The organism is Massilia sp. IC2-477 (assembly GCF_020707265.1).
Taxonomy (GTDB): domain Bacteria; phylum Pseudomonadota; class Gammaproteobacteria; order Burkholderiales; family Burkholderiaceae_D; genus Telluria.
The window spans coordinates 259884-282912 of sequence record NZ_JAJFEQ010000006.1 but is presented as its reverse complement, the minus strand read 5'-3'; the positions used below and the strand labels follow the sequence as shown (position 1 = coordinate 282912).

Below are 23029 nucleotides of genomic sequence, written 5' to 3'. Positions count from 1 at the left end.
AGCGCTGCTTGATCGGTCGAGCTCATGGGACGACAAAAAACGACCTGTTTTATTGTGACGACCAGCCCATGAGTGAAATTGACTCCGCTCAAACCACACTGACTTGCAGGCGTAGATTCTCACATCGGGCTGCCCCACCGCGCACTGATGAAAGATATGCAGGAATCGTGCCAGAAAAAACAAAAGCCGCTGGTGGAGAGCCAGCGGCTTGCCATGGAGCGGAGGGCAGTCAGGGTTTGCGGAACAGGCGGAAGCGCTCCTCGCGGTCTGACACGCGCTTGCCTTCCCACAGCACCGCGGCGCCGCGCACGCCGTAGCGCCGTTCCAGCCGCGTGCTGTCCTGGTTGCCCGCGCGTCCCGGCGCGCTGTCCTGCAGCAGCACGTAGCGGCAGTCGCCGCCGGCCAGGCCGGCGAAGGGCAGGCGCCCGAAGAAGGCGAAGGAGGCGCGCTGGGTCGGGCCGACGTTGGTCTCGATGCAGTCGGCGTCGGCCGGCAGGCTGGCCGCGATCTGCTGCGCCACGCCGGCATAGCTCTTGCGGTAGTTCAGGTCCGGCAGGAACAGGGTCATCAGCAGGACCCACAGCAGGATCAGGCCGCTCGAGGACAGCACCACCGCGCGCCACAGCACCGAGGGCTGGCGCGACAGGCGCCAGTGGACCAGCATGATCCAGCCGACGCTGGTCGCAGCCGCCACCAGGAAGGCAATGATGCCGACTTCCGGCCTGAAGCCGGGGACCAGCTTGAGCGCGTTCTTGGCCAGCTGGGCCGGCCAGCCGGTCAGCTTGGCGATCCAGAACAGCCAGACCAGCGCGCCCAGGATGGTCAGCACCATCACCGAGAACCAGTCGATGGCATTGATGGCGCCGCGCTTCATGGTCGGCAGGCCGAAGGCCGCCATCAGCGCCAGCGGCGCCAGCATCTTGAGGAAATCGCCGTCTTCCAGCGCCGGGTCGCACAGCAGGAGCGCGGCCAGGGCTACGAAGAACATCACCGGCATCACGATGTGCAGCAGGTGCTGCTGGCGGCGCCAGGCCCAGATCGCCCACACGGCGAAGGGCCAGGCCGGCCAGAAGAACCACACGCCGATGCGGAAGAAGGCGCCCAGCGAGCTCAGGGTGGGCAGGCCGATCTGGTGCGCATTCCAGTCCAGCCATTCGCCGACCGGCGACAGGCCGTAGGGCTGCAGCAGGGCGGCGGGCAGCAGCCAGGCCAGGGTGATAAGAAATCCGACACCGGCGGCAATGGCCAGGTGGCGCAGGGTCTCGGTGGTGGCCAGCTTCAGGTAGCGGGTGCAGGCGTACAGCGCCACCACCAGCACGGCCGGCGCCACCATGCCGCGCGTGAGCGCAAGCAGGCCCAGCGACAGGCCGACCAGCACCGCATTGCGGGTCGAGGCGCTCTCGACGTAGCGCACGGCGCGGTACAGGAAAAAGGACAGCAGGGCGCCCTGCAGGGTCGCGGCCAGGGTCAGGTGGCTCTGCACCAGCAGGCCCAGGCAGCCGAGGTAGATCAGGACCGCGGTATCGCCCAGCGTGCGGCCGTAGTCGTCCGGCTCCGGCTGGCCGCCGAAGGCCAGCCGCAGCGGCTGCGCTTCGGCGCGGCGGCCCAGGTGGAAGGCGGTGTACCAGAGCGACATGGCGCCCATCACGAAGATGCCGATGGTCGACACGCGCGAGGCCAGCACGTCGCCCAGGATCCAGCCGAACAGCTTGATGCAGATCGCGCCCAGCCAGAAGGCCAGCGGGCCTTCCGCGGCGCTCGCCAGGCCGGCGATGTTCGGGTACAGCCAGTCGTCCAGGCCGCCGTGCGCCATCGTCCACATGATGCCGAAGGAGCCAGCGTCTTCCTTCCAGGGATGGCGGCCGATCAGGCCCGGCAGGATGTACAGCATGCCCAGCGCGAGCAGGGCCCATCTGGGCAGTGCGAGAGTGGCGGCGGCGGGAAGGCGGACGGGTTTCATTGTTCAGTGAAGCGGGTAAGAATAGTCGCGTAGTATAGCCGCGAAAAAAAAAGAAGCCGGAGAACCGGCTTCTTTTTGGCAACTCCGGGCGCTCTGCCCGGGGCTTGCGTGGTGCCTGGGCGAATTAGCCGTTGGCGACCGAGGTCTTCGAACCGACCGAACCGAACTTCTGGCGGAACTTCTCGACGCGGCCAGCGGTGTCGACGATCTTGTGCTTGCCGGTGTAGAACGGGTGCGATTCAGCCGAAACTTCGATCTTGACCAGCGGGTAGTCTTTGCCTTCGAAGTTGATGGTGTCGCGGGTAGCGATGGTCGAGCGGGTGATGAACTTGAAATCGCAGGACAGGTCGTGGAACACCACTTCGCGGTAATCTGGATGGGTATCGGTCTTCATGGTTTTGCTTTCAATAAGTTGGTAGCCAAACGGCACTTCGTCGGTCGTCCTGCTTCTTGACCCGATTGCCGATCACTTGCCAGGGGTTGGACTGAACCGGAGATTATAGAGTGAAACGGGGTAGGAGGCAATGCTGGCGGTGCAGGGCGTTGTTCCATTGCTAGCCTAAGTACGTCGTTCCCGCGCAGGCGGGAACCCAATTTTGTTAGCCGGGGCTTGCGCGTGACCTAAGTGGTACGCAACGAACTTGGATCCCCGCCTTCGCGGGGATGACGGTTTTTAAGCTAACAAATAGTGGCGCTGCTGAGACGCAAGCGCAAACAACCAAACAAAAAGGCGGCCCGCAGGCCGCCCCATTTACGCAACTCGCTGCGTCGGTTTTAACCGCCGCGGCGCATCATGTCAAAGAACTCGACATTGTTCTTAGTCGCGCGCATCTTGTCGAGGATGAACTCCATCGCTTCGATCTCGTCCATCGAGTACAGCAGCTTACGCAGGATCCAGATCTTCTGCAGCTGGTCCGGCTTGATCAGGAGTTCTTCACGGCGGGTGCCCGACTTGTTCAGGTTGATCGCCGGGTAGACGCGCTTCTCGGCCAGGCGGCGCTCGAGGTGCACTTCCATGTTGCCGGTGCCCTTGAATTCCTCGTAGATCACGTCGTCCATGCGCGAGCCGGTCTCGATCAGCGCGGTCGCGACGATGGTCAGCGAGCCGCCTTCCTCGACGTTACGGGCGGCGCCGAAGAAGCGCTTCGGACGCTGCAGGGCGTTGGCGTCGACACCGCCGGTCAGCACCTTGCCCGAGGCCGGGATCACGGTGTTGTAGGCGCGCGCCAGGCGGGTGATCGAGTCCAGCAGGATCACGACGTCCTTCTTCATCTCGACCAGGCGCTTGGCCTTTTCCAGCACCATCTCGGCGACCTGCACGTGGCGGGTAGCCGGTTCGTCGAAGGTCGAGGCGACCACTTCGCCGCGCACCGAACGCTGCATCTCGGTCACTTCTTCCGGACGTTCGTCGATCAGCAGGACGATCAGGGTCACGTCCGGGTGGTTGGCGGTGATCGCGTGGGCGATGTGCTGCAACATGACCGACTTGCCCGACTTCGGCGAGGCCACCAGCAGGCCGCGCTGGCCCTTGCCGATCGGCGAGATCAGGTCGACGATACGGCCGGTGATGTTCTCGGCGCCGTTCATGTCGCGCTCCAGGCGCAGCGGCTCGTTCGGGTGCAGCGGGGTCAGGTTTTCGAACAGGATGCGGTGCTTCGAGGCTTCCGGCGATTCGCCGTTGACCTTGTCCACCTTGACCAGTGCGAAGTAGCGCTCGCCATCCTTCGGCGTGCGCACTTCCCCTTCGATCGAGTCACCCGTATGCAAGTTGAACCGGCGGATCTGAGACGGCGAGATGTAGATGTCGTCGGTCGAAGCCATGTAGCTCGCGTCCGGCGAGCGCAGGAAGCCGAAGCCGTCCGGCAGGACTTCGAGGGCGCCGTCGCCGAAGATCTGTTCGCCCTGCTTGGCGCGTTTCTTCAGGATGGCGAACATCAGTTCCTGTTTGCGCAGGCGGGCTGCGTTGTCGATGTCGAGGCCGATGGCCATCTCCAGCAGCGCGGAGACGTGCATTGCCTTCAGTTCAGATAAATGCATGTTTGTGTGGGTGTCCCGTGACGGGAAAGTAAAGGTAGGGGAGGGAACTACGTGGGTTATTTAAATATTGGAAGCACCGGAGCCGGTCCGCTTCCCGACGATGACGACAGCGCGGGCGCGCTGCCGTCGCTCATGGTATCAGTCTCAGATATTGCTGTCGATAAACTGAACCAGCTGGCCCTTGGCCATGGCGCCGACCTTTTGCGCGGCCGGGGCACCGTTCTTGAACAGGATCAGGGTCGGGATGCCGCGGATGCCGAACTGGGCCGGCACGGCCTGGTTGGCGTCGACGTCGACCTTGGCCACCACCAGCTTGCCTTCGTATTGCTGGGCCACTTCTTCCAGGATCGGTGCAATCATCTTGCACGGACCGCACCACTCGGCCCAGAAGTCGACCAGGACCGGGTGCTCGGACTTGAGCACTTCGGTATCGAAGTTTGCATCGGTGATGTGTTTGATATTTTCGCTCATATGTTCCTCAAAAGAGGTAAGGATCAATTAACGCCTGGCGGCCTGGGCCGAACCTGCGTGGTCCCGGCCGTCGCGTACTGCTAATTGAATAACTAGCTGCTACACAATGGTGGAGGCACTGTGTGCAAAATTCAATATGGAAAAACAGCAAGGGGGTGTCAGGCGGGGATGTGCCGAATAATACCCCATTTTTTCAAAAAGTGTGGGTCGGTTTGTACAAAATCTCAACATTGCACCGCGAGGCGCAATTGTTCGATCGCGAGCGGCTTGCGGAAGGCTCCCGCCACCTGCAATCCAAGGGCGCGCGCCAGCTCGGTGGCGGCATCGCGCACCCCGTCTTCCAGGGCCGACAGCACGATCACCCGGCCGCTGAAGCCTTGCACGGCTGCGGCCTGCAGGAACTCGATGCCGTCCATGTCCGGCATGGCCAGGTCGCAGATCACGAGTTCGGGCGCGTGCCGCGGCAGCAGGTCGAGCGCGCGGCGGGCGTCGATCTCGGCCAGCACGTCGAAAGGACCGCCGGCGCCACCCTTGTCGAGCATGTCCAGCATGTCGCACAGCACGTTGAGCATGAAGCGGTCGTCGTCGAGCAGCAGCACGCGCCTGGGTGCGCTGTGCGGTGCGGACGGGTCGGGTGGCTTCATGCGGGAAAACTTGGCGGCGTCTGGAAGGAAGCCATTATGGCGAAGTTTTCCGGTCAGGTGGCGTTATTGAACGACTGTCAGTGTCAAACGCTGCCCGTAAAGCGCGCCAAGTGGCCTGGATGCCACATCGTGGCCACCGAGGCGATCCGTCCGCCCGAGGTGGTAAGGCGGTGCAGCACCAGGCAGGGCAGGCCTTCGCCGATGCCGAGCATCGCTGCGACTTCCGGTGGCGCCGGCTGGGCTTCGATGCCATACGTGGCGCCCTGCAGCGGCGCGGCCGCCATCAGGTGCTCGTTGGGCGTGATGCTGCCGAAGTCCTGCTCGAGGTAATGCGGTGCGCAGGCCGGGTTGACCCAGCGGTCTTCGACCTGGATCGGCACGTCGTTCTCGAAGTGGACGATGACCGAGTGGTAGAGCCGGCTGCCTGCCGCCAGCTCGAATTCGGCGGCCAGTTCCTCGCTCGGCGCCGGCTCCTCGCGCAGCAGGCGCAAATGGCTGCGGTGGGCGCGGCCGCGGGCGCGGATCTCGTCGGCGATGTTGCGGATCTCGACCAGGGTCGCCTGGTACTTCTGCGGCGCCACGTAGGTGCCCGAGCCCTGGCGCCGCACCAGCACCTGCTCGGCGGTGAGCTCGCGCACGGCGCGGTTGACGGTCATGCGCGAGACGCCGAACTGGCGCACCAGCGCTTGCTCGGACGGCACCAGGTCGCCTTCCTTCCAGCGGCCGGAGGCGATCTCCCCGACCAGGTAATCCTTGATGCGCTGGAAAATGGGGGTGCTGTCTTGCGCGATGGGTTCTTCCAAACTACTCTCCGGGGAAGCGTGAAGCGGCACGTGGCCGCGGACACCGGATTTTATCATCGCAATTTGAAAGCAAGACCCGGAGTTCCCTGCGGCGGACAGGCGCTTAGGCTACGCACATTCCGACCGAACCGGGAGTTCGCCATGACAGCCATGACCACCATCTACAACACCGACGAGGCGCGCTGGGCCGCCGTGCAGCGCCGCGACCGCGACGCCGACGGCCAGTTCTATTATTCCGTGCGCAGCACAGGCGTCTACTGCCGCCCGTCCTGCCCCTCGCGCGGGGCGCTGCGCGCCAACGTCGCCTTCCATGCCAGCCCGCTCGAGGCGCAGGCGGCCGGCTTTCGCGCCTGCCTGCGCTGCAAACCGGACCAGCCTTCGCTGGCCGAACGCCAAGCCGCCGCGGTGGCCCAGGCCTGCCGCCTGATCGAGGACAGCGAGGACGCGCCGGACCTCGACAGCCTGGCCCAGGCCGTGGGCATGAGCCGCTTCCACTTCCACCGCATCTTCAAGGCGCACACCGGCATCACGCCCAAGGCCTATGCCAGCGCGCGCCGCGCCGCGCGCCTGCAGCAGGGCCTGGCGCAAGCGCCCAGCGTGACCGACGCGCTGTACGACGCCGGCTTCGGCTCGAGCGGGCGCTTCTACGACGCCAGTACCGGACTGCTGGGCATGACGCCGGGGCGCTACCGCGCCGGTGGGCAGGGCGAGACCATCCGTTTCGCGGTGGCCGGCTGCTCGCTGGGCGCGATCCTGGTCGCCAGCACCGACAAGGGGATCTGCGCGATCCTGATCGGCGACGAACCGGAACCGCTGGTGCAGGATTTACAGGAACGCTTCCCGCAGGCCGAACTGGTGGGCGCCGAGCCGGAGTACGAGCGCACGGTGGCGCAGGTGATCGGTTTCGTCGAGGCGCCCGGCCTGGGCCTGGACCTGCCGCTCGACGTGCGCGGCACCGCCTTCCAGCGCCGCGTATGGGAAGCGCTGCGCGCGATTCCCGCCGGCAGGACGGTCAGCTACAGCGAACTGGCCGAACGGCTCGGCATGCCGAGCGCTGCGCGCGCAGTGGCCGGCGCCTGCGCGGCCAATCCGGTGGCGGTGGCGATTCCCTGCCACCGCGTGGTGCGCACGGACGGGGCGTTGTCCGGCTACCGCTGGGGCATCGAGAGGAAGCGCACGCTGCTGGATCGCGAGGCAGGGCAGTGATCGACTGGGAGGGTGTTAGCGCGGATCTCGACGCCTATGGCTGCGCCCTCATCCCTGGCCTGCTGGCGCCGCAGGATTGCGCAGCCGCGGCCGCGCTCTACGACCGACCGGCGCTGTTTCGCAGCCGCGTGGTCATGGAACGGCACGGCTTCGGGCGCGGCGAGTACCAGTACTTCGCCTATCCCTTGCCGGCACCGCTGGCGGCGCTGCGCGCCGGCCTGTATCCACCGCTGGCCGCGATCGCCAACCGCTGGCAGGCCGCGCTCGGGATCGACACGCGCTTCCCCGACACGCACGAGGACTACCTGGCGCGCTGCCACGCGGCCGGCCAGGTCAAGCCGACGCCGCTGCTGCTGCGCTACCGCGAAGGCGACTACAACTGCCTGCACCAGGATTTATATGGCGAGCTGGTGTTCCCGCTGCAGGTGGCGGTGCTGCTGTCGCGGCCCGGCGAGGATTTCGAAGGCGGCGAATTCGTCCTGACCGAGCAGCGCCCGCGCATGCAGTCGCGCGCCGAGGTGGTGCCCCTGGGGCAGGGCGATGCGGTGGTCTTCGCCGTCAACCAGCGGCCGGTGCAGGGCACGCGCGGCGTCTACCGCGTCGCGATGCGCCATGGCGTGAGCCGGCTGCGGCGCGGCACCCGGCACACCCTCGGCATCATCTTCCACGACGCGGGGTAGAACGGCTGGCTATGCCCGTACCTTGATTTTCTATACACTGCTCCGTGCTGCGCCCACAAGGCGCAGACGTCTATACAACACGGAGAATAGAACACATGCGTGCGCGCCAGATCCCCCTGTCTTCACTGATCGTCCTCGCCGGCCTCGGCGTCCTGTCGTCGGCCCATGCCGACACCGTCATCACCAATGCCAACGGCTACACCCTGAACGCCAAGGGCGACCTGGTGCAGTTCAGCGCATTGGCTTTCGACGACCGCGGACGCATCACCGCTGTCGGCAGCAATGCGGAGGTGACGGCCAAGGCCAAGGGCGCACGCCAGGTGGACATGGGTGGCCGCACCGTGCTGCCGGGCCTGATCGACGCGCACGGCCACGTGTTCGGCCTGGGCCAGCAGCTGACCCAGCTCGACCTGTCCGGCACCACCTCGCTGCTTGACGCGACCAAGGCCATCGCCAGCTACGCCAAGGCCAACGCCAATCACGCCTGGATCCGCGGCCGCGGCTGGAACCAGGAGAACTGGAAGCTGGGCCGCTTCCCGACCGCGCAGGAACTGGACGCTGTGGTATCGGATCGCCCGGTCTGGCTGGAGCGCGTCGATGGCCATGCCGGCTGGGCCAATAGCCGCACGCTGGCGCTGGCCGGCATCACCAAGTCGACGCCTGACCCGGCCGGCGGCAAGATCATGCGCGACGCGAACGGCGACGCCACCGGCGTACTGGTCGACGCGGCGCAGGAACTGGTGACCAAGGTCATGCCGGCCCAGACCGAAGCGGAGGGCCGCATGGTGCTCGACCGCTCGCTGCAGGAACTGGCGCGCGTCGGCCTCACCGCCGTGCACGACGCCGGCATCGGTGTGGCGGAGGACCGCCTGTACCGCGACTACGCGGATAAAAAGAAGCTGAGCGCGCGCGTCTACGCCATGATCGGCGGCACCGGCGAAGACTTCGACCAGCTGGCCAAGAACGGCCCGCTGAAGGACTACGGCGACGGCATGTACGCGCTGCGCGCGGTGAAGCTGTACTCGGACGGCGCGCTGGGCAGCCGCGGCGCCGCCCTGATCAAGCCCTACAGCGACGAGCCGCATTCGCACGGCCTGCTGTTCTTCAAGAGCGCGCAGATGGACACGATGATGACCAAGGCCATGCGCAAGGGCTACCAGGTCAACGTGCACGCGATCGGTGACGCCGGCAACAAGCAGATCCTCGACATCTACCAGAAGGAGCTGAAGGCGACCAGGAGCGAAGCCCAGCGCCACCGCATCGAGCACGCCCAGGTGGTGACGCCGCAGGACATCCCGCGCTTCAAGACGCTCGGCATCATCCCCTCGATGCAGCCGACCCACGCCACCTCGGACAAGAACATGGCCGAGACCCGCGTCGGCCCGGAACGCATCAAGGGCGCCTACGCCTGGCGCAGCTTCCTGCACCAGGGTTCGCGCATCGCCTGCGGCTCGGACTTCCCGGTGGAGTCGCCGAATCCCTTCTTCGGCATCCACGCCGCCGTGACCCGCATGGACCACGCCGGCCAGCCGGTGGCGGGCTGGTACCCGAACCAGGCGATGTCGCTGAAAGAAGCCTTCCGCTGCTTCACCCTGGACGCCGCCTACAGCGGCCACCAGGAAAACAGCCTTGGTTCGCTGGAGCCGGGCAAGCACGCCGACTTCATCGTGATCGACCGCGACCTGTTCCGCATGCCGACCTACGACATCTTCAAGACCGGCGTGCTGGAGACCTGGGTGGGCGGCAAGCAGGTGTTCAAGAAGTAAAAGATGAGCTGAGGTATACCGTAGGGTGGGCGGCTTTGCCGCCCACGCGTTCAACTTCCTTATAAGCAGATGCAGCGTCTGTTTCCCTACTGGCTGAACGCGTAGGCGGGAGATCCGCCCACCCTACAAGGGCATCAAGGTTATCGAATAAATGGATTGACTTGGTTGTATAGACAACCTAGACTCATCGCTGATTCCAACCCAGGAGCCGCCATGAATTCTCCGATGCCCCACGACCCCCGTTTCGACCCTTCGCGCGTCATCCGCGCCCCGCGCGGCAGCCAGCTTAGTTGCAAGAGCTGGCTGACCGAAGCGGCCTACCGCATGATCCAGAATAACCTCGACAATGAGGTGGCCGAGAACCCGCAGGCGCTGGTGGTCTACGGCGGCATCGGGCGTGCCGCGCGCAACTGGGAATGCTTCGACCAGATCCTCGCCTCGCTGCGCGAGCTGGAAGACGACCAGACCCTGCTCATCCAGTCCGGCAAGCCGGTCGGCGTGTTCCAGACCCATGCCGACGCGCCTCGCGTGCTGCTGGCGAACTCCAACCTGGTGCCCAAGTGGGCCAACTGGGAACACTTCAATGAACTCGACCGCAAGGGCCTGTTCATGTACGGCCAGATGACCGCCGGCAGCTGGATCTATATCGGCACCCAGGGCATCGTGCAGGGCACCTACGAGACCTTCGCCGAAGCCGGCCGCCAGCACTTCGGCGGCGACATGGCTGGCCGCTGGATCCTCACCGCCGGCCTGGGCGGCATGGGCGGCGCCCAGCCGCTGGCCGCGACCTTTGCCGGCGCGGTGTCGCTGAACATCGAGTGCCAGCAGAGCAGCATCGACTTCCGCCTGCGCACCCGCTACCTCGACAAGCAGGCGAAAGACATCGACGAAGCGCTGGCCATGATCAAGGAACACACCGCCAAGCGCGAAGCCGTGTCCATCGGCCTGCTCGGCAATGCGGCCGACGTGCTGCCGGAGCTGGTGCGCCGCGCCCAGGCGGGCGGCCTGGTGCCGGACCTGGTGACCGACCAGACCTCCGCCCACGACCTGATCAACGGCTACCTGCCTTCCGGCTGGACCGTGGAAGAGTGGAAGGCCGCCCAGCAGGACCCTTCGCAACATGCACGCCTGAAGGCTGCAGCCGCCGCTTCCTGCGCCGTGCACGTACGCGCCATCCTCGACTTCAAGGCCATGGGATCGTATGCCGTCGACTACGGCAACAATATCCGCCAGGTGGCCAAGGACGAGGGCGTCGACAACGCCTTCGACTTCCCCGGCTTCGTGCCGGCTTACATCCGTCCCCAGTTCTGCGAGGGCCGCGGCCCGTTCCGCTGGGTGGCGCTGTCGGGCGATCCGGAAGACATCTATAAAACCGACGCCAAGATCAAGGAGCTGTTCCCGCAGCACGCGCGGGTGCACCGCTGGCTCGACATGGCGCGCGACCGCATTGCCTTCCAGGGCCTGCCAGCGCGCATCTGCTGGCTGGGCCTGGGCGAGCGCCACCTGGCGGGCCTGGCCTTCAACGAGATGGTGCGCACGGGCGAGCTGAAAGCGCCGATCGTGATCGGACGCGACCACCTCGACACCGGCTCGGTGGCGAGCCCGAACCGCGAGACCGAAGCGATGCGCGACGGTACCGACGCGGTCTCGGACTGGCCGCTCCTGAACGCCCTGCTGAACACCGCCGGCGGCGCCACCTGGGTCTCGCTGCACCATGGCGGCGGCGTGGGCATGGGCTATTCGCAGCACTCGGGCGTGGTCATCGTGGCCGACGGTACCGAGGCTGCGGCCAAGCGCCTGGCGCGCGTGCTGGTCAACGACAGCGGCTCGGGCGTGATGCGTCACGCTGATGCCGGCTATGACAGCGCAATCGAGACGGCCAAACGCAATGGCCTGAACCTCCCGATGATCAAGTAAGGCAACACAATGAACGACTCGCACCATACTCTCACTCTGCAACCAGGCGAATTGCGTCTGGCCGACCTGCGCGCCGTCTGGGCCGCCCACGTGCCCCTGCAGCTGGCGCCGGAAGCCTGGCAGGCCGTGCAAGCCTCCTGCGCCCTGGTCCAGGACATCACTGCCAAGGGTGATCCGGCCTACGGCATCAACACCGGCTTCGGCATCCTGGCCAAGGCCCACATCCCGAACGACCAGCTGGAAGCGCTGCAGCGCAACCTGATCCTGTCGCATGCGGTGGGCACCGGTGAACTCATCGCGGACAACATCGTGCGCCTGATCGTGCTGACCAAGATCGGCAGCCTGGCGCGCGGCTACTCGGGCGTGCGCCCCCTGATCATCGAGACTCTGATTGCCCTGTACAACGCGGGCATCATGCCGGCGATCCCGTCGCAGGGTTCGGTCGGCGCCTCGGGCGACCTGGCGCCGCTGGCCCACATGACCCTGGCCATGCTGGGCGTCGGCCCGGTGCGTTATCGTGGAGAGCTGATGGACGCGAAGCAGGCCTTGGGCGCCGCCGGCATCGAGCCGGTGACCCTGGCCGCCAAGGAAGGCCTGGCCCTGATCAACGGCACCCAGGTCTCGACCGCCCTGGCGCTGCACGGCCTGTTCATGGCCGAGCGCGTCTTGGAAGCGGGCATGGTGGCGGGCTCCCTGTCGGTCGACGCGGCGCGCGGCAGCGATGCGCCGTTCGATGCGCGCATCCACGCGGTGCGCGGCCAGCCGGGCCAGATCGCGGCCGCGAAGATCTACCGCGAACTGGTGGCGGGCAGCGCCATCCGCGCCTCGCACCTGGTGGGCGACGAGCGCGTGCAGGACCCGTACAGCCTGCGCTGCCAGCCGCAGGTGATGGGCGCGGCGATGGACCTGATCGCCAATGCCGGCCGCACCCTGCTGATCGAAGCGAACGCCGTCACCGACAACCCGCTGCTGTTCCCCGAGGATGGAGCGATCATCTCAGGCGGTAACTTCCACGCCGAGCCGGTTGCCTTTGCCGCCGACACCCTGGCCCTGGCCATCGCCGAGGTCGGCGCGCTGTCGGAGCGCCGCATCGCGCTGCTGATCGACGCCAACCTGTCGGGCCTGCCAGCCTTCCTGGTCAAGGAGCCGGGCCTGAATTCGGGCTTCATGATCGCCCACGTGACGGCTGCCGCGCTGGCTTCGGAGAATAAATCGCTGGCCCATCCGGCCAGTGTCGACAGCCTGCCGACCTCGGCGAACCAGGAAGACCACGTCAGCATGGCGACCTTCGCGGCGCGCCGTCTGGATCAGATGGCGCACAATACGTCCGTGATCGTGGGCATCGAACTGCTGGCGGCGGCGCAGGGCATCGAGTTCCACCGTCCCTTGACGAGTTCGGACCATCTCGAGCACGTGCATGCCCAACTGCGTGCGCGGGTGGCGCCCTACGACGCCGACCGCTTCTTCGCTCCCGACATCGAGGCCGCGCGCCTGATGGTCGTGAACGGCGAACTGTCGGCCTCGTGCAAGGAACTGTTCACCGTACTGCACCCGTAAGCAATCAACAGGAGAGGACATGGATTTCCGGTTCAAGGCAGGCAGTCTCCCCATCCTCGTGTCGATGCCCCACGCGGGCACCGACATCCCGGACGAGGTGGCAAGCGCGATGGCACCCTGCGCCAGTGCGCGCGCCGACACCGACTGGCACCTGCCCGAACTGTACGGCTTCCTGGAAGAGATGGGAGTATCGACCATCTCGGCGCGCTGGTCGCGCTACCTGATCGACCTGAACCGCCCGCCGGAAAACACCAACCTGTATCCGGGCATGGACACCACCGGCCTGTGCCCGGTCGATACCTTCGGCCGCGAAAGCCTCTACCTGCCCGGCAAGATCCCTGAGGAGGCGGAAGTGCGGCGCCGCCTGGAGCGCTACTGGATGCCTTATCACGAGCAGCTGCGCACGGAGCTGGACCGCCTGAAGCGGCAGTATGGCCGCGTGGCGCTGTGGGATGCGCACTCCATCGCTTCGATCGTGCCGCGCTTCTTCGAAGGCCGCCTGCCGGACCTGAACTTCGGCACCGCCGACGGCAAGTCCTGCGACCCGGGCCTGGAACAGGCGGTGGTGGGCGTGGCCCGCGCCCAGGAGCGGTTCAGCATCGCCGTCAACGGCCGCTTCAAGGGCGGCCACATCACGCGCAAGTACGGCCAGCCGGAGCAGGGCGTGCATGCGATCCAGCTCGAGATGTGCCAGTGCCTGTACATGAACGAACAGGCACCCTTCGAGTATCGTCCCGACGTGGCAAGGCAAGTGCAGCCGCTGCTGAAAGACATGATCGCAGCGGCTGTGAACTGGGTGCGCGCATGAGAGCCCTGTTCGCACGTCACGCCCTCTTGCCGGACGGCTGGCAACGCGACGTGCTGCTCGAATGGGATGCGCACGGCGACCTGACCCGGGTGCAGGCGCAGGCCGCGCCACCGCTCGCCGTGCCGCGCACCGACTACGTGCTGCCGGGGATGGTCAACCTGCACTCGCACGCGTTCCAGCGCGCGCTGGGTGGCCTGACCGAGCGCGCCGGCGATGGACCGGACAGCTTCTGGACCTGGCGCGACCTGATGTACCGCTTCGCCGCGCGCATCACGCCGGAGCAGATCGAGGCCATTGCGGCCCAGCTGTTCGCGGAATGCCTGCGCCACGGCTATACCTCGCTGTGCGAATTCCACTACCTGCAGCGCGGCCCGAATGGCGAGACCTATGCGCGTCCGGCCGAAACCGCCGAACGGGTCGCCGCTGCCGGTCACGCGACCGGCATGGGCCTGACCCTGCTACCGGTGCTGTACAGCCATGCCGGCTTCGGCGAGCAGCCCCTGCGTCCCGAGCAGCGGCGCTTCCGCACCGGCGTCGACGACATCCTCGCCATCGTCGAGGCGCTGTCGCCCCTGCGCGGCGGCCAGCTGGAAGTGGGCGCCGCCCCGCATTCGCTGCGCGCAGCCACCATCGACCAGGTGCGCGAGCTGGCGGCCAGCCTGCCGGCCGGACGGCCGCTGCACATCCACATCGCCGAGCAGCAGGCCGAGGTCGAGCAGAGCATCAAGTTTTCTAGCCGACGCCCGGTCGAATACCTGATGGAACAGCTCAGCGTGGACGAGCGCTGGTGCCTGGTGCACGCGACCCACCTGAACGACGAGGAAGTGCAGGCGCTCGCGCGCAGCGGCGCCGTCGCGGGACTGTGCCCGACCACCGAGGCGAACCTGGGCGACGGCCTGTTCCCGCTGCAGTCCTTCATCGCGGCGGGCGGACGCTTCGGCGTCGGCAGCGACAGCCACGTGTCGCAAAGCCCGGTCGAGGAATTGCGCTGGCTGGAGTACGGCCAGCGCCTGCTGCACCAGCGCCGCAACGTGGCCTTTACCCCGGCGCAGCGCGACGTCGGCCAGTACCTGTGGCAGGCCGCCCTGCGTGGCGGCGCCCAGGCGACCGGGCGCAAGGTGGGTCTCCTTGCGGAAGGCATGCGCGCCGACCTGCTGGTGCTGGACGGGAGCCATCCGAACCTGGACGGCGCGCAGGATGCGGATGTCCTGGGCCGCTTCCTGTTCTGCGGTAACGACAACCTGGTGCGCGACGTGCTGTGCGGCGGGCGCTGGGTGGTGCAGGGTGGACGCCACGTGGCGCAGGACGCGATCACGCAGCGCTATCGCCAGGCCATGACCCAATTACGTGAGGTGAGCCAATGACCGTACTGATCCCGTTCGCAAGCCTGTCGCCGGTGCCCTGGAAGAACGGCGGCGGCAGCACGACCGAAATCGCCATCGGACCGCCGGACGCCGGCTTCGAGGACTTCGAGTGGCGCGTCAGCCTGGCCACCATCGAAAAGGATGGCGCTTTCTCGCTGTTCCCCGGTGTCGACCGCACGCTGGCGCTGGTCGAGGGGCATGGCATGACGCTCGACATCGACGGCGACCCGGTGCTCATCACCGGCGGCGATCCGGTGGTGGCCTTCGACGGCAGCTCGGCCGTGACGGCAAAGCTCAGCCGCGGCGGCAGCACCGACTTCAATGTCATGACTCGCAGCGACATCTGCTACCACACCTTCGGTCGCCGCCGGCTGTCGGGCGATTCCACCGCAGCTGCCACATTCGTCGCGCGCGCCGACATCACCGTGCTGTTCCTGGCGGAGGGCGATACCCTCGAGCTGTCCAACGAAAAGGAGCGCATCGGGATGGTGCGCTACGACGCCGTGGTGCTGGAATCCGGCTCGCGCTGGAAGCTGGAAGCGGGGCAGGGCATGATCTACATCGTGGACGTCTGGTACCACGGGGACGAAGAGGACGAAGAATCCTATGAGTGACACGGCGGACCTGCTGTTCACCAACGTGCACCTGGCGACGATGGTGGACGGCTACGGCGAGATAGGGGACGCCGCGCTGGCCGTGAAGGATGGCCGCATCGCCTGGCTCGGCCCCCGTGCCGATGCGCCGCCGGCCATGGCGCAGCACGACTGCGGCGGCGCCTGGATGACGCCTGGCCTGGTCGACTGCCACACCCACATCGTCCACGCCGGCAATCGCAGCAACGAATGGGAAGCGCGCCTGAACGGCGCCAGCTACGAGGACATCGCGCGCCAGGGCGGCGGCATCATGTCCACCGTGCGCGCCACGCGCGAGGCCGACGTCGACACGCTCCTGGCGCAAAGCCTGCCGCGCGTGGCGCGTCTCTTGTCCGAGGGTGTGACCACGCTCGAGATCAAGTCGGGCTATGGACTGGACCTGGCGTCCGAGGCGCGCATGCTGCGCGCGGCGCGCCAGGTCGGGCAGCGCCTGCCGGTGCGGGTCGCCACCACCTTCCTCGGCGCCCATGCGCTGCCGCCGGAATTCGCGGGCCGCGCCGACGACTATGTCGATGCCCTGTGCGAGGACATGCTGCCGCGGCTTGCGCAAGAAGGTCTGGTCGATGCGGTCGACGCTTTCTGCGAACGGATCGGCTTTAGCAATGCGCAGACCGAACGGATGTTCCTGGCCGCGCGCAGGCTTGGCCTGCCCGTCAAGCTGCATGCCGAGCAGCTGTCGGACCAGCAGGGCGCGCAACTGGTGGCGCGTTTTGGCGGCCTGTCGGCCGACCATCTGGAACACCTGAGCCAGGCCGGCATCGACGCGATGGCGCGCGCCGGCACGGTGGCCGTGCTGCTGCCCGGCGCCTATTACTTTTTGCGCGAGACCGTGCAGCCGCCGATCGCCGCGCTGCGCGAGGCCAAGGTCGCGATGGCGGTGGCCACCGACTGCAATCCCGGCACCTCGCCGATGACTTCCCTGCTGCTGGCCATGAACATGGCTTGCACCCTGTGGCGCCTGACGCCGCAGGAAGCCTTGCTGGGCGCCACAGCGCACGCTGCGCGCGCACTCGGTCTGCAGGAGGAAATCGGCACCCTGGAAGTGGGCAAGTGCGCCGACCTGGCGCTGTGGGACATCGCGCGGCCGGCCGACCTGGCCTATGCCATCGGTTTCAATCCCTGCCGCAGTGTCGTCAACGGCGGCATCGTGCGTGCCGCCCATCTCTCCGTGTGACGCCTACGCAACCAGCTCCGGCCTGAATCGGTTCAGCTTGACTGGCGTCAAACCGCGAAATTCCAACTCGGGAATGATGACCCCAAGGACAGGCGAAACAAGCTTCGTAACAAGGGTAACCGAATGTAAGGCTTAATTGATCATTAAGAATCCACACCTATAGTGTAAGCGTGTGATTCACCATCTCCCCTCCCCATTTGACAAAATGGGTTCGCCCACGGCGCCTCCAGGCCCCGTGGGTTTTTCTTTGTCTGCTGCGGCGTTTCGTTCAGGCGCGGCGTTCGGCCAGTGCCGTGAGGGTATCGCCGGTGACGCGGCAGATGCGCCAGTCGGGCAGGATCTCCGCGCCCATCTGCTTGTAGAAACCGATGGCCGGTTCGTTCCAGTCCAGCACCGACCACTCGAAGCGGCCGCAATTGCGCTCGACCGCGATTTGCGCGAGGCGGGTCAGCATCTTCGTGCCATAGCCTTTGCCGCGATGCGACTGGCGCACGTACAGGTCTTCCAGATACAGGCCTTTCTTCGTCAGGAAGGTCGAGAAGTTATGGAAGAACAGCGCAAAGCAGACCACTTCGCCATTCTCCTCGCCGATGATGGCTTCGCACGAAGGGCGCACGCCGAACAGGCCTTCATGCAGCAGGGCTTCGGTGGCCACCACCAGGTGCTCGAGTTTTTCGAACACGGCCAGCTCCACGATCATGGAGTGGATGTGGGCGACGTCGAGTGGGGTGGCGGGGCGGATCGAGAAAGTGGTCATGGTGTTTCGAGTGGATTGTTCAGGTTTGCGGATTGCACGGGTTTGGCTGCGGGCGCGCGCAGGGCCCAGGCCACGCTTGCCAGGCACAGGACCATGCCGGCGAATTCGATCGCGCCGGGGCGGTAGCCTTCGAGCTTGATCGACAGGAGCACCGACAGCACCGGCGTGATGACGCCGATGTACACGGTCTTCTGCGCGCCGATGCGGCCGATCAGGGTAAAGTAGGCGAAGAAGGCGATCACCGAGCCGAAGATCGACAGGTAGACCAGGCCGGCCCAGTAGGTGGGGCTGGACGGCAGCACGAAACGGTCGCCGTGGGCCAGCGACCAGACCGTGACGAGCGAGGCGCCCCACAGCATCGACCAGGCCATGGTGAGCGGCAGGTTCTCGCATTGTTCCTTGACCTTGCTGACCACGATGCTGCCTGCCGAGCTGGCGATGGTCGCGGCCAGCGCCAGCACCACGCCGGCGATGAAGGTGGGGCTGCCGCCGGCCTGGAAGTCGCGCCAGGCGGTGCCGATCGAATGCCAGAACAGCAGGGCGACACCAGCGATCGCCACCACGCCGCAGCCGACCGTGCGGCGGCTGATGGTGGTGCCGAAGAACAGGCTGCTGAGCAGCGGCGTCCAGAACACCATCAGCGCAAACACCACCGCCACCAGGCCCGAGACCACATACTGCTCGGATTGATAGGTGCACAGGTAGGAGATGCAGAAGGTCAGTATGCCCTGCAGCGCCATCCAGCCGTGGGTGCGCAGCGGCAGGCGCAGGCGGTCGCGCCGCAGCAGGCAGATGAGGAACAGGGTGGCGGCGGCCAGGAAGAAGCGGTACGCGACCGAGACGGCGGGCGGCACGTCACCGAGCTGCAGGGTGATCGCGAAGAAGGTCGAACCCCAGATCAGCGAGGCGACGGTGAACAGGACGGAAGAGGGCATCGCGCGAGTATACGTGCTTCGCGCGTTTGTTGCAGGGTAGGGTGGTCGGCTTCGCCGACCGCGCGTTCGACTGTCGCCAGAGCAGCCGAAGCGGCGTTTCATTCGCCAACTATCACCGCGCGGTCGGCAGAGCCGACCACCCTACTAGTAAGCGACATTCATGCGGCGGTACAGGAAGGACAGCACGAACAGCGGGCCAATCAGCAGGAAGCGCAGGTCGTCGAAGAAGGAGGGCTTCTTGCCTTCGATCTTGTGGCCGATGAACTGGCCGATCCAGGCCACCACGAAGATCGCGATCGACACCGGCAGTACCGTCATCTCCGGCAGCAGGGCCAGGATCCCCAGCATCACGGCGCTCATCACGCCCATGCCGAGCGCAAAGCCGCGCGACAGCTTCGCGTAGTAGTAGAGCGAAGCAAGCGTCACGGCAATCGCCACTACCGGATGCAGCGCCCACAGGATGCCCAGCAGGCTCAGGACGATCAACGGGATGCACACGAAGTGGATGATCTCGTTGGTGTGGTTGCGGTGGCTTTCGGCGTAGCGCGCCAAGAGGATGTCGATGTTGCGCGGCTGCGAGCTGTGGTCCATGTTTGTCTCCGGTGGCTCTGTCGTTTTGGCCGATTCTACACCGTCTCCAGCTCCGGTTGAACTGCCAGGCGCGGCGCTTGCAGGCGCAGGTTCGGGTGCCCGGCGAACAGCTCCGAGATCCATTCGACGAACACGCGCACCTTGGCCGACAGGTGGCGGTTCTGCGGATACACGATGTGCACCGGCAGCTGGTCGATGCTCCACTCGGGCAGGATCTGCACCATGCGTCCCGTCTTGAGGTGCTCCACCAGCAGGTAGTCCGTCATCATGATGACGCCCAGGCCCGCCAGCCCGGCCTGCACGTAGGCGGTGGAATCGTTCAGCGCGATCGCGCCGGGCAGGTCGACTTCGATGCGTTCGCCGTCGCGCGTGAAATCCCATTTGTAGACCTTGCCGGTCTTGGCCGAGAAGTAGTTCACGCAGCGGTGCCGCACCAGGTCGCGCGGGTGCTCGGGAACGCCGTGGCGCTCCAGGTAGGCGGGCGAGGCGCAGGTAACGAAGTTGATCACGCCGATGCGGCGCGCGATCAGGTTCGGGTCGATCAGCTCCCCGCCGCGTACCGCGCAGTCGACCCCTTCCTCGACCAGGTCGACCGGGCGGTCGGTGCTGCCCAGTTCCAGGGTGATGTCGGGATAGCGTTCGAAAAAGGCAGGCAGGGCGGGGATCAGGATCTCGGTCGCCAGGCCGGTGGGCGTATCCACGCGCAGCCGGCCGCTGGGACTCAGGCGGTGGCGCGACAGCGATTCCTCGGCGTCGCGCACGTCCGACAGGATCTGTACGCAGCGCTCGTAATACGCGGCGCCGTCCGAGGTGATCATCACCTGGCGCGTCGTGCGGTGCAGCAGCTTGACCGAGAGCGTCGACTCGAGCGTCTGGACCAGGGTCGAGACGGTCGCCTTCGGCAGGTTGAGCATCTCGGCCGCCTTGGTGAAGCTGCCGCAGTCGACGACCTGGATGAAAACTTCCATGGCCTGGAGCTTGTTCATCATGGTCCTTTCATTCTGGATTCTTCGATTGTTCGGTGTTCTGAACAATCAATTCGTTATTGACATCTTTATCTGATTGTAGTCCATGGCTATAGTGTGTGCATCGCAACAAAAAGTAAACACACTTCACGGAGCTGGCCATGAGTATTCGGGACGGAATCTTCACCACGGTAGCAGTCGCCCTGAGCGGGGTAGCGCTTGCAGGCCTGCTGGGGACCGACGCCTATTCGCAGGCTGCCGGCGCGGAAGCGCGCGGCCTGAAGGCGCTCTCGATGGAGGTCGAAATGCGTTGCGAGGAATGCGCGGACGCGCAAGCGAGCCGTTGGGCTGCCATGCCCGAAGGAGGCCGCCAATGAGCGCGGTGCTGGAACAGGTGGTCGACGCCGGCGTCGAGGTGCGCGAGCTGGAAGTCGCCGGCGCGCAGGGCGCCTTGGCCGCACGCCTGTACACCTCGGGAGACGTCGCAAAACGCGACACCCTGATCGTGTTCTTCCATGGCGGCGGCTTCGTCTCGGGCGACCTGCAGGAAGCGGACGAATTCCTGCGCCACCTGGCCCAGTGCAACACGGAGCGCGCCGTGCTGGCCTCGAACTACACCCTGGCGACGGTCAGCCCGTTCCCCGCCGCGGTGGAGGACGCGCACGCCGTGGTGCTGTGGGCCACCAAGCACAAGGCGAAGCTGGGCTGGTCCGGCAAGAAGCTGGTGGTGATGGGAATCGAAGCCGGCGCCAACCTGGCGGCCGTCTGCGCCCTGATGGCGCGCGACCGCGCCGCCCCCAAGCTGGCCGGCCAGATCCTGATCATGCCGATGCTGGACCCGGGCCTGTCGACCTGCTCGATGCGCCAGATGAACCAGTGCCCTGACCGCGAAAAGGTCACAAGCGACTGCGCCGCCGCCTACCGCGGCTACCTGCCGCACGCGGCCGACCGCTCGCACCCGTACGCCTCGCCGCTGCGCTCGACCCGGCTGAAGAACCTGCCGCCGGCCCTGATCCTCTCCGCCGAGGACGACCCATTGTGCGACGAGGCCGAACAATACGGCGCAAAACTGATCAACGCCGGCGTGCGCACCACGGTGCGGCGCATGCCGCCAGCTCCCCTGCAGGACCCGGACGGGCGCAATGAATGTGCATGCAAGGCGCACGCCCTGTCCGAGATTTCCAGCTTCCTTGCACTACTGGACCGCTGACCGGCCAGCACCAGTACCCGATACCGTTCCTCCCTGAACACCGTGCCCGCGAAGGCGCGGGGAGGCCCTGTTTTTCCCAAAATCCGTCGCCCCGGGCGACGTGAGGGACCGTCTACGAAAGAGGTGAGCCATGAAGATGCACCACCTGCGCCCGATGCGCTGTTGACGCCGGCGCCCTGACCGCAACAAAGCGGTCTCCTTACCTGTAACGAATCGGCAATCCGCCCCCAGGGCGCGGACAGGGCCCCCTTTTTCCTCGCATTCGGCTCGTACCCGGCTGCGGTAGGGATGTTTTTGTCTCCTCAATAAGAAAGGTTGATCATGACTAACCAACAAAGAAGCATGGGCAAAGTGAAATCGCTCGTCGGCCTGCTGGCCGCCGCCGGCCTGGCAGGCGCCGTCCTCGCCGGCTGCTCCGACGCCAATAGCAAGACCGAGGCGGCAGCAGCCGCGCCGGCCGGACCGCCGGTCTCCGCCGCCGTGGTCATCGAAAAGCCGGTGCTTGAATCCCAGGAATTCTCGGGCCGCCTGGAAGCCGTGGAAACCGTCGAGATCCGTCCGCGTGTGAGCGGCTACATCACCGCCGTCAACTTCAAGCCGGGCGCCGAAGTGAAGAAGGGCGAGGTGCTGTTCGTGATCGATCCGCGTCCCTACCAGGCCGAAGCCGACCGCGCCGGCGCCAGCGCCAACGCGGCCAGAGCCCGCGCCGACCTGGCGCGCCTGGAACTGCAGCGCGCCGAGCGCCTGCTGGCGGACAAGGCCATCGCCCAGCGCGAATTCGACGAAAAGGCCGCGGCCCAAAAGGAACTGGACGCCAGCGCCCGCGCCGCCCAGGCCCAGTATGAAGCGGCGCGCCTGAACCTGTCTTACACCCGCATCACCGCGCCGATCGACGGCCGCGTGTCGAAAGCGGAAATCACCCTCGGCAACCTGGTCGACGCCAGCGCCGTGCTGACCTCGGTGGTGTCGACGGACCGCATCTACGCCAGCTTCGACGGCGACGAACAGACCTACCTGCGCGTCGGCGCCCGCGCCCAGCGCGCCCAGCCGGCCGTGGTGAAAGTCGGCCTGGCCAACGAAGAAGGCTTCCCGCACGAAGGCAAGCTGGAATTCGTCGACAACCAGTTAGACGCCCGTACCGGCAGCGTGCGCATGCGCGCCACCCTGGCCAATCCGGACCGTTCGCTGGCCCCCGGCCTGTTCGCCCGCGTGCAGGTGGGCAGCGGCGTGGCCAACCAGGCGATCGTGATCAACGACCGTGCAGTGGGCACCGACCAGAGCCGCAAGTACGTGGTGGTGGTGGGCGCCGACGGCAAGGCCGAATACCGCCCGGTCACCCTGGGGCCGGTGGTGGACGGCATGCGTGTGGTGCGCAGCGGCCTGAAGGCCGGTGAAAAGATCGTCGTCAATGGCCTGCAGCGCGTGCGTCCGGGCGCCCCGGTCACGCCGCAGATCGTGCCGATGGACGCCCCGGCTGTGGCGGCCAAGGACGGCGCCAAGCTGGCGCTGAATACTGCTGGCAAGGAGTAAG

22 protein-coding genes are annotated in these 23029 nt (G+C 66.3%); 12 read left to right on the top strand and 10 right to left on the bottom strand.

The features are described from left to right. Window positions 1-229 precede the first annotated feature (229 nt). The 6 genes from LK542_RS14600 to hutC all read right to left on the bottom strand — a co-directional run bounded on the left by LK542_RS14600 (window position 230) and on the right by hutC (window position 5915). Window positions 230-1960 (bottom strand): glycosyltransferase family 39 protein, encoded by a 1731-nt coding sequence (locus LK542_RS14600; RefSeq protein ID WP_227812451.1) that lies wholly within the window; start codon window positions 1958-1960, stop codon window positions 230-232. A gap of 124 nt (window positions 1961-2084) precedes the next feature. Further along, the gene (locus LK542_RS14595) at window positions 2085-2354 is read right to left on the bottom strand and encodes a type B 50S ribosomal protein L31 (protein ID WP_227801849.1); all 270 of its coding nucleotides are present in this window, start codon (window positions 2352-2354) and stop codon (window positions 2085-2087) included. 380 nt (window positions 2355-2734) lie between these two features. Then, complete coding sequence (gene rho / locus LK542_RS14590; RefSeq protein WP_005665081.1) at window positions 2735-3997, bottom strand: transcription termination factor Rho; 1263 nt, start codon at window positions 3995-3997, stop codon at window positions 2735-2737. Between the two features lie 144 nt (window positions 3998-4141). Then, complete coding sequence (gene trxA, locus LK542_RS14585; RefSeq protein ID WP_227812450.1) at window positions 4142-4468, bottom strand: thioredoxin TrxA; 327 nt, start codon at window positions 4466-4468, stop codon at window positions 4142-4144. 224 nt (window positions 4469-4692) lie between these two features. Continuing rightward, window positions 4693-5112: a response regulator gene (locus tag LK542_RS14580; RefSeq protein ID WP_227801847.1), complete on the bottom strand. Its 420-nt coding sequence runs from the start codon at window positions 5110-5112 to the stop codon at window positions 4693-4695. Window positions 5113-5195: 83 nt separating this feature from the next. Next, window positions 5196-5915: a histidine utilization repressor gene (gene hutC, locus LK542_RS14575; RefSeq protein WP_227801846.1), complete on the bottom strand. Its 720-nt coding sequence runs from the start codon at window positions 5913-5915 to the stop codon at window positions 5196-5198. 141 nt (window positions 5916-6056) lie between these two features. Between hutC and ada the strand changes: the two genes are divergently transcribed. The 9 genes from ada to hutI all read left to right on the top strand — a co-directional run bounded on the left by ada (window position 6057) and on the right by hutI (window position 17040). Continuing rightward, on the top strand, window positions 6057-7121 hold the full coding sequence (gene ada, locus LK542_RS14570; protein ID WP_374040145.1) for a bifunctional DNA-binding transcriptional regulator/O6-methylguanine-DNA methyltransferase Ada: 1065 nt from the start codon (window positions 6057-6059) through the stop codon (window positions 7119-7121). Next, window positions 7118-7801, top strand: coding sequence for a 2OG-Fe(II) oxygenase (locus tag LK542_RS14565; RefSeq protein ID WP_374040144.1), 684 nt, complete (start codon window positions 7118-7120; stop codon window positions 7799-7801). Before ada ends, LK542_RS14565 begins: the two co-directional genes overlap by 4 nt. Window positions 7802-7896: 95 nt before the next feature. Beyond that, window positions 7897-9567, top strand: a complete 1671-nt coding sequence (locus tag LK542_RS14560) for an amidohydrolase (protein WP_227801844.1) — start codon at window positions 7897-7899, stop codon at window positions 9565-9567. A gap of 213 nt (window positions 9568-9780) precedes the next feature. Continuing rightward, window positions 9781-11484, top strand: a complete 1704-nt coding sequence (hutU, locus tag LK542_RS14555) for a urocanate hydratase (RefSeq protein ID WP_227812449.1) — start codon at window positions 9781-9783, stop codon at window positions 11482-11484. Between the two features lie 9 nt (window positions 11485-11493). Next, complete coding sequence (gene hutH, locus LK542_RS14550; protein ID WP_227801841.1) at window positions 11494-13041, top strand: histidine ammonia-lyase; 1548 nt, start codon at window positions 11494-11496, stop codon at window positions 13039-13041. Between the two features lie 19 nt (window positions 13042-13060). Further along, a complete protein-coding gene (gene hutG, locus LK542_RS14545; RefSeq protein ID WP_227812448.1) occupies window positions 13061-13849 on the top strand; it encodes an N-formylglutamate deformylase in 789 nt (262 codons plus the stop codon). After that, the gene (locus LK542_RS14540; protein ID WP_227812447.1) at window positions 13846-15213 is read left to right on the top strand and encodes a formimidoylglutamate deiminase; all 1368 of its coding nucleotides are present in this window, start codon (window positions 13846-13848) and stop codon (window positions 15211-15213) included. Before hutG ends, LK542_RS14540 begins: the two co-directional genes overlap by 4 nt. After that, window positions 15210-15827, top strand: coding sequence for a HutD family protein (locus LK542_RS14535; RefSeq protein WP_227812446.1), 618 nt, complete (start codon window positions 15210-15212; stop codon window positions 15825-15827). Before LK542_RS14540 ends, LK542_RS14535 begins: the two co-directional genes overlap by 4 nt. Beyond that, window positions 15820-17040 (top strand): imidazolonepropionase, encoded by a 1221-nt coding sequence (gene hutI / locus LK542_RS14530; protein WP_227812445.1) that lies wholly within the window; start codon window positions 15820-15822, stop codon window positions 17038-17040. The genes LK542_RS14535 and hutI overlap by 8 nt, the downstream gene beginning before the upstream one ends. Window positions 17041-17308: 268 nt before the next feature. Here hutI and LK542_RS14525 read toward each other — a convergent pair whose 3' ends face one another. The 4 genes from LK542_RS14525 to LK542_RS14510 all read right to left on the bottom strand — a co-directional run bounded on the left by LK542_RS14525 (window position 17309) and on the right by LK542_RS14510 (window position 20309). Then, complete coding sequence (locus LK542_RS14525) at window positions 17309-17797, bottom strand: GNAT family N-acetyltransferase (RefSeq protein WP_227812444.1); 489 nt, start codon at window positions 17795-17797, stop codon at window positions 17309-17311. Further along, on the bottom strand, window positions 17794-18732 hold the full coding sequence (locus tag LK542_RS14520) for a DMT family transporter (RefSeq protein ID WP_227801834.1): 939 nt from the start codon (window positions 18730-18732) through the stop codon (window positions 17794-17796). Before LK542_RS14520 ends, LK542_RS14525 begins: the two co-directional genes overlap by 4 nt. A gap of 144 nt (window positions 18733-18876) precedes the next feature. Next, entirely contained in the window at window positions 18877-19323 is a 447-nt protein-coding gene (locus tag LK542_RS14515) for a DUF962 domain-containing protein (RefSeq protein WP_227812443.1), read from the bottom strand. Window positions 19324-19358: 35 nt separating this feature from the next. Continuing rightward, a complete protein-coding gene (locus tag LK542_RS14510; protein WP_227812534.1) occupies window positions 19359-20309 on the bottom strand; it encodes a LysR family transcriptional regulator in 951 nt (316 codons plus the stop codon). 140 nt (window positions 20310-20449) lie between these two features. Between LK542_RS14510 and LK542_RS14505 the strand changes: the two genes are divergently transcribed. The 3 genes from LK542_RS14505 to LK542_RS14495 all read left to right on the top strand — a co-directional run bounded on the left by LK542_RS14505 (window position 20450) and on the right by LK542_RS14495 (window position 23028). Further along, entirely contained in the window at window positions 20450-20665 is a 216-nt protein-coding gene (locus LK542_RS14505) for a hypothetical protein (protein WP_227801832.1), read from the top strand. Beyond that, the gene (locus LK542_RS14500) at window positions 20662-21498 is read left to right on the top strand and encodes an alpha/beta hydrolase (protein WP_227801831.1); all 837 of its coding nucleotides are present in this window, start codon (window positions 20662-20664) and stop codon (window positions 21496-21498) included. Before LK542_RS14505 ends, LK542_RS14500 begins: the two co-directional genes overlap by 4 nt. A 342-nt stretch (window positions 21499-21840) precedes the next feature. Continuing rightward, entirely contained in the window at window positions 21841-23028 is a 1188-nt protein-coding gene (locus tag LK542_RS14495; protein WP_227812442.1) for an efflux RND transporter periplasmic adaptor subunit, read from the top strand. Window position 23029: the final 1 nt, after the last annotated feature.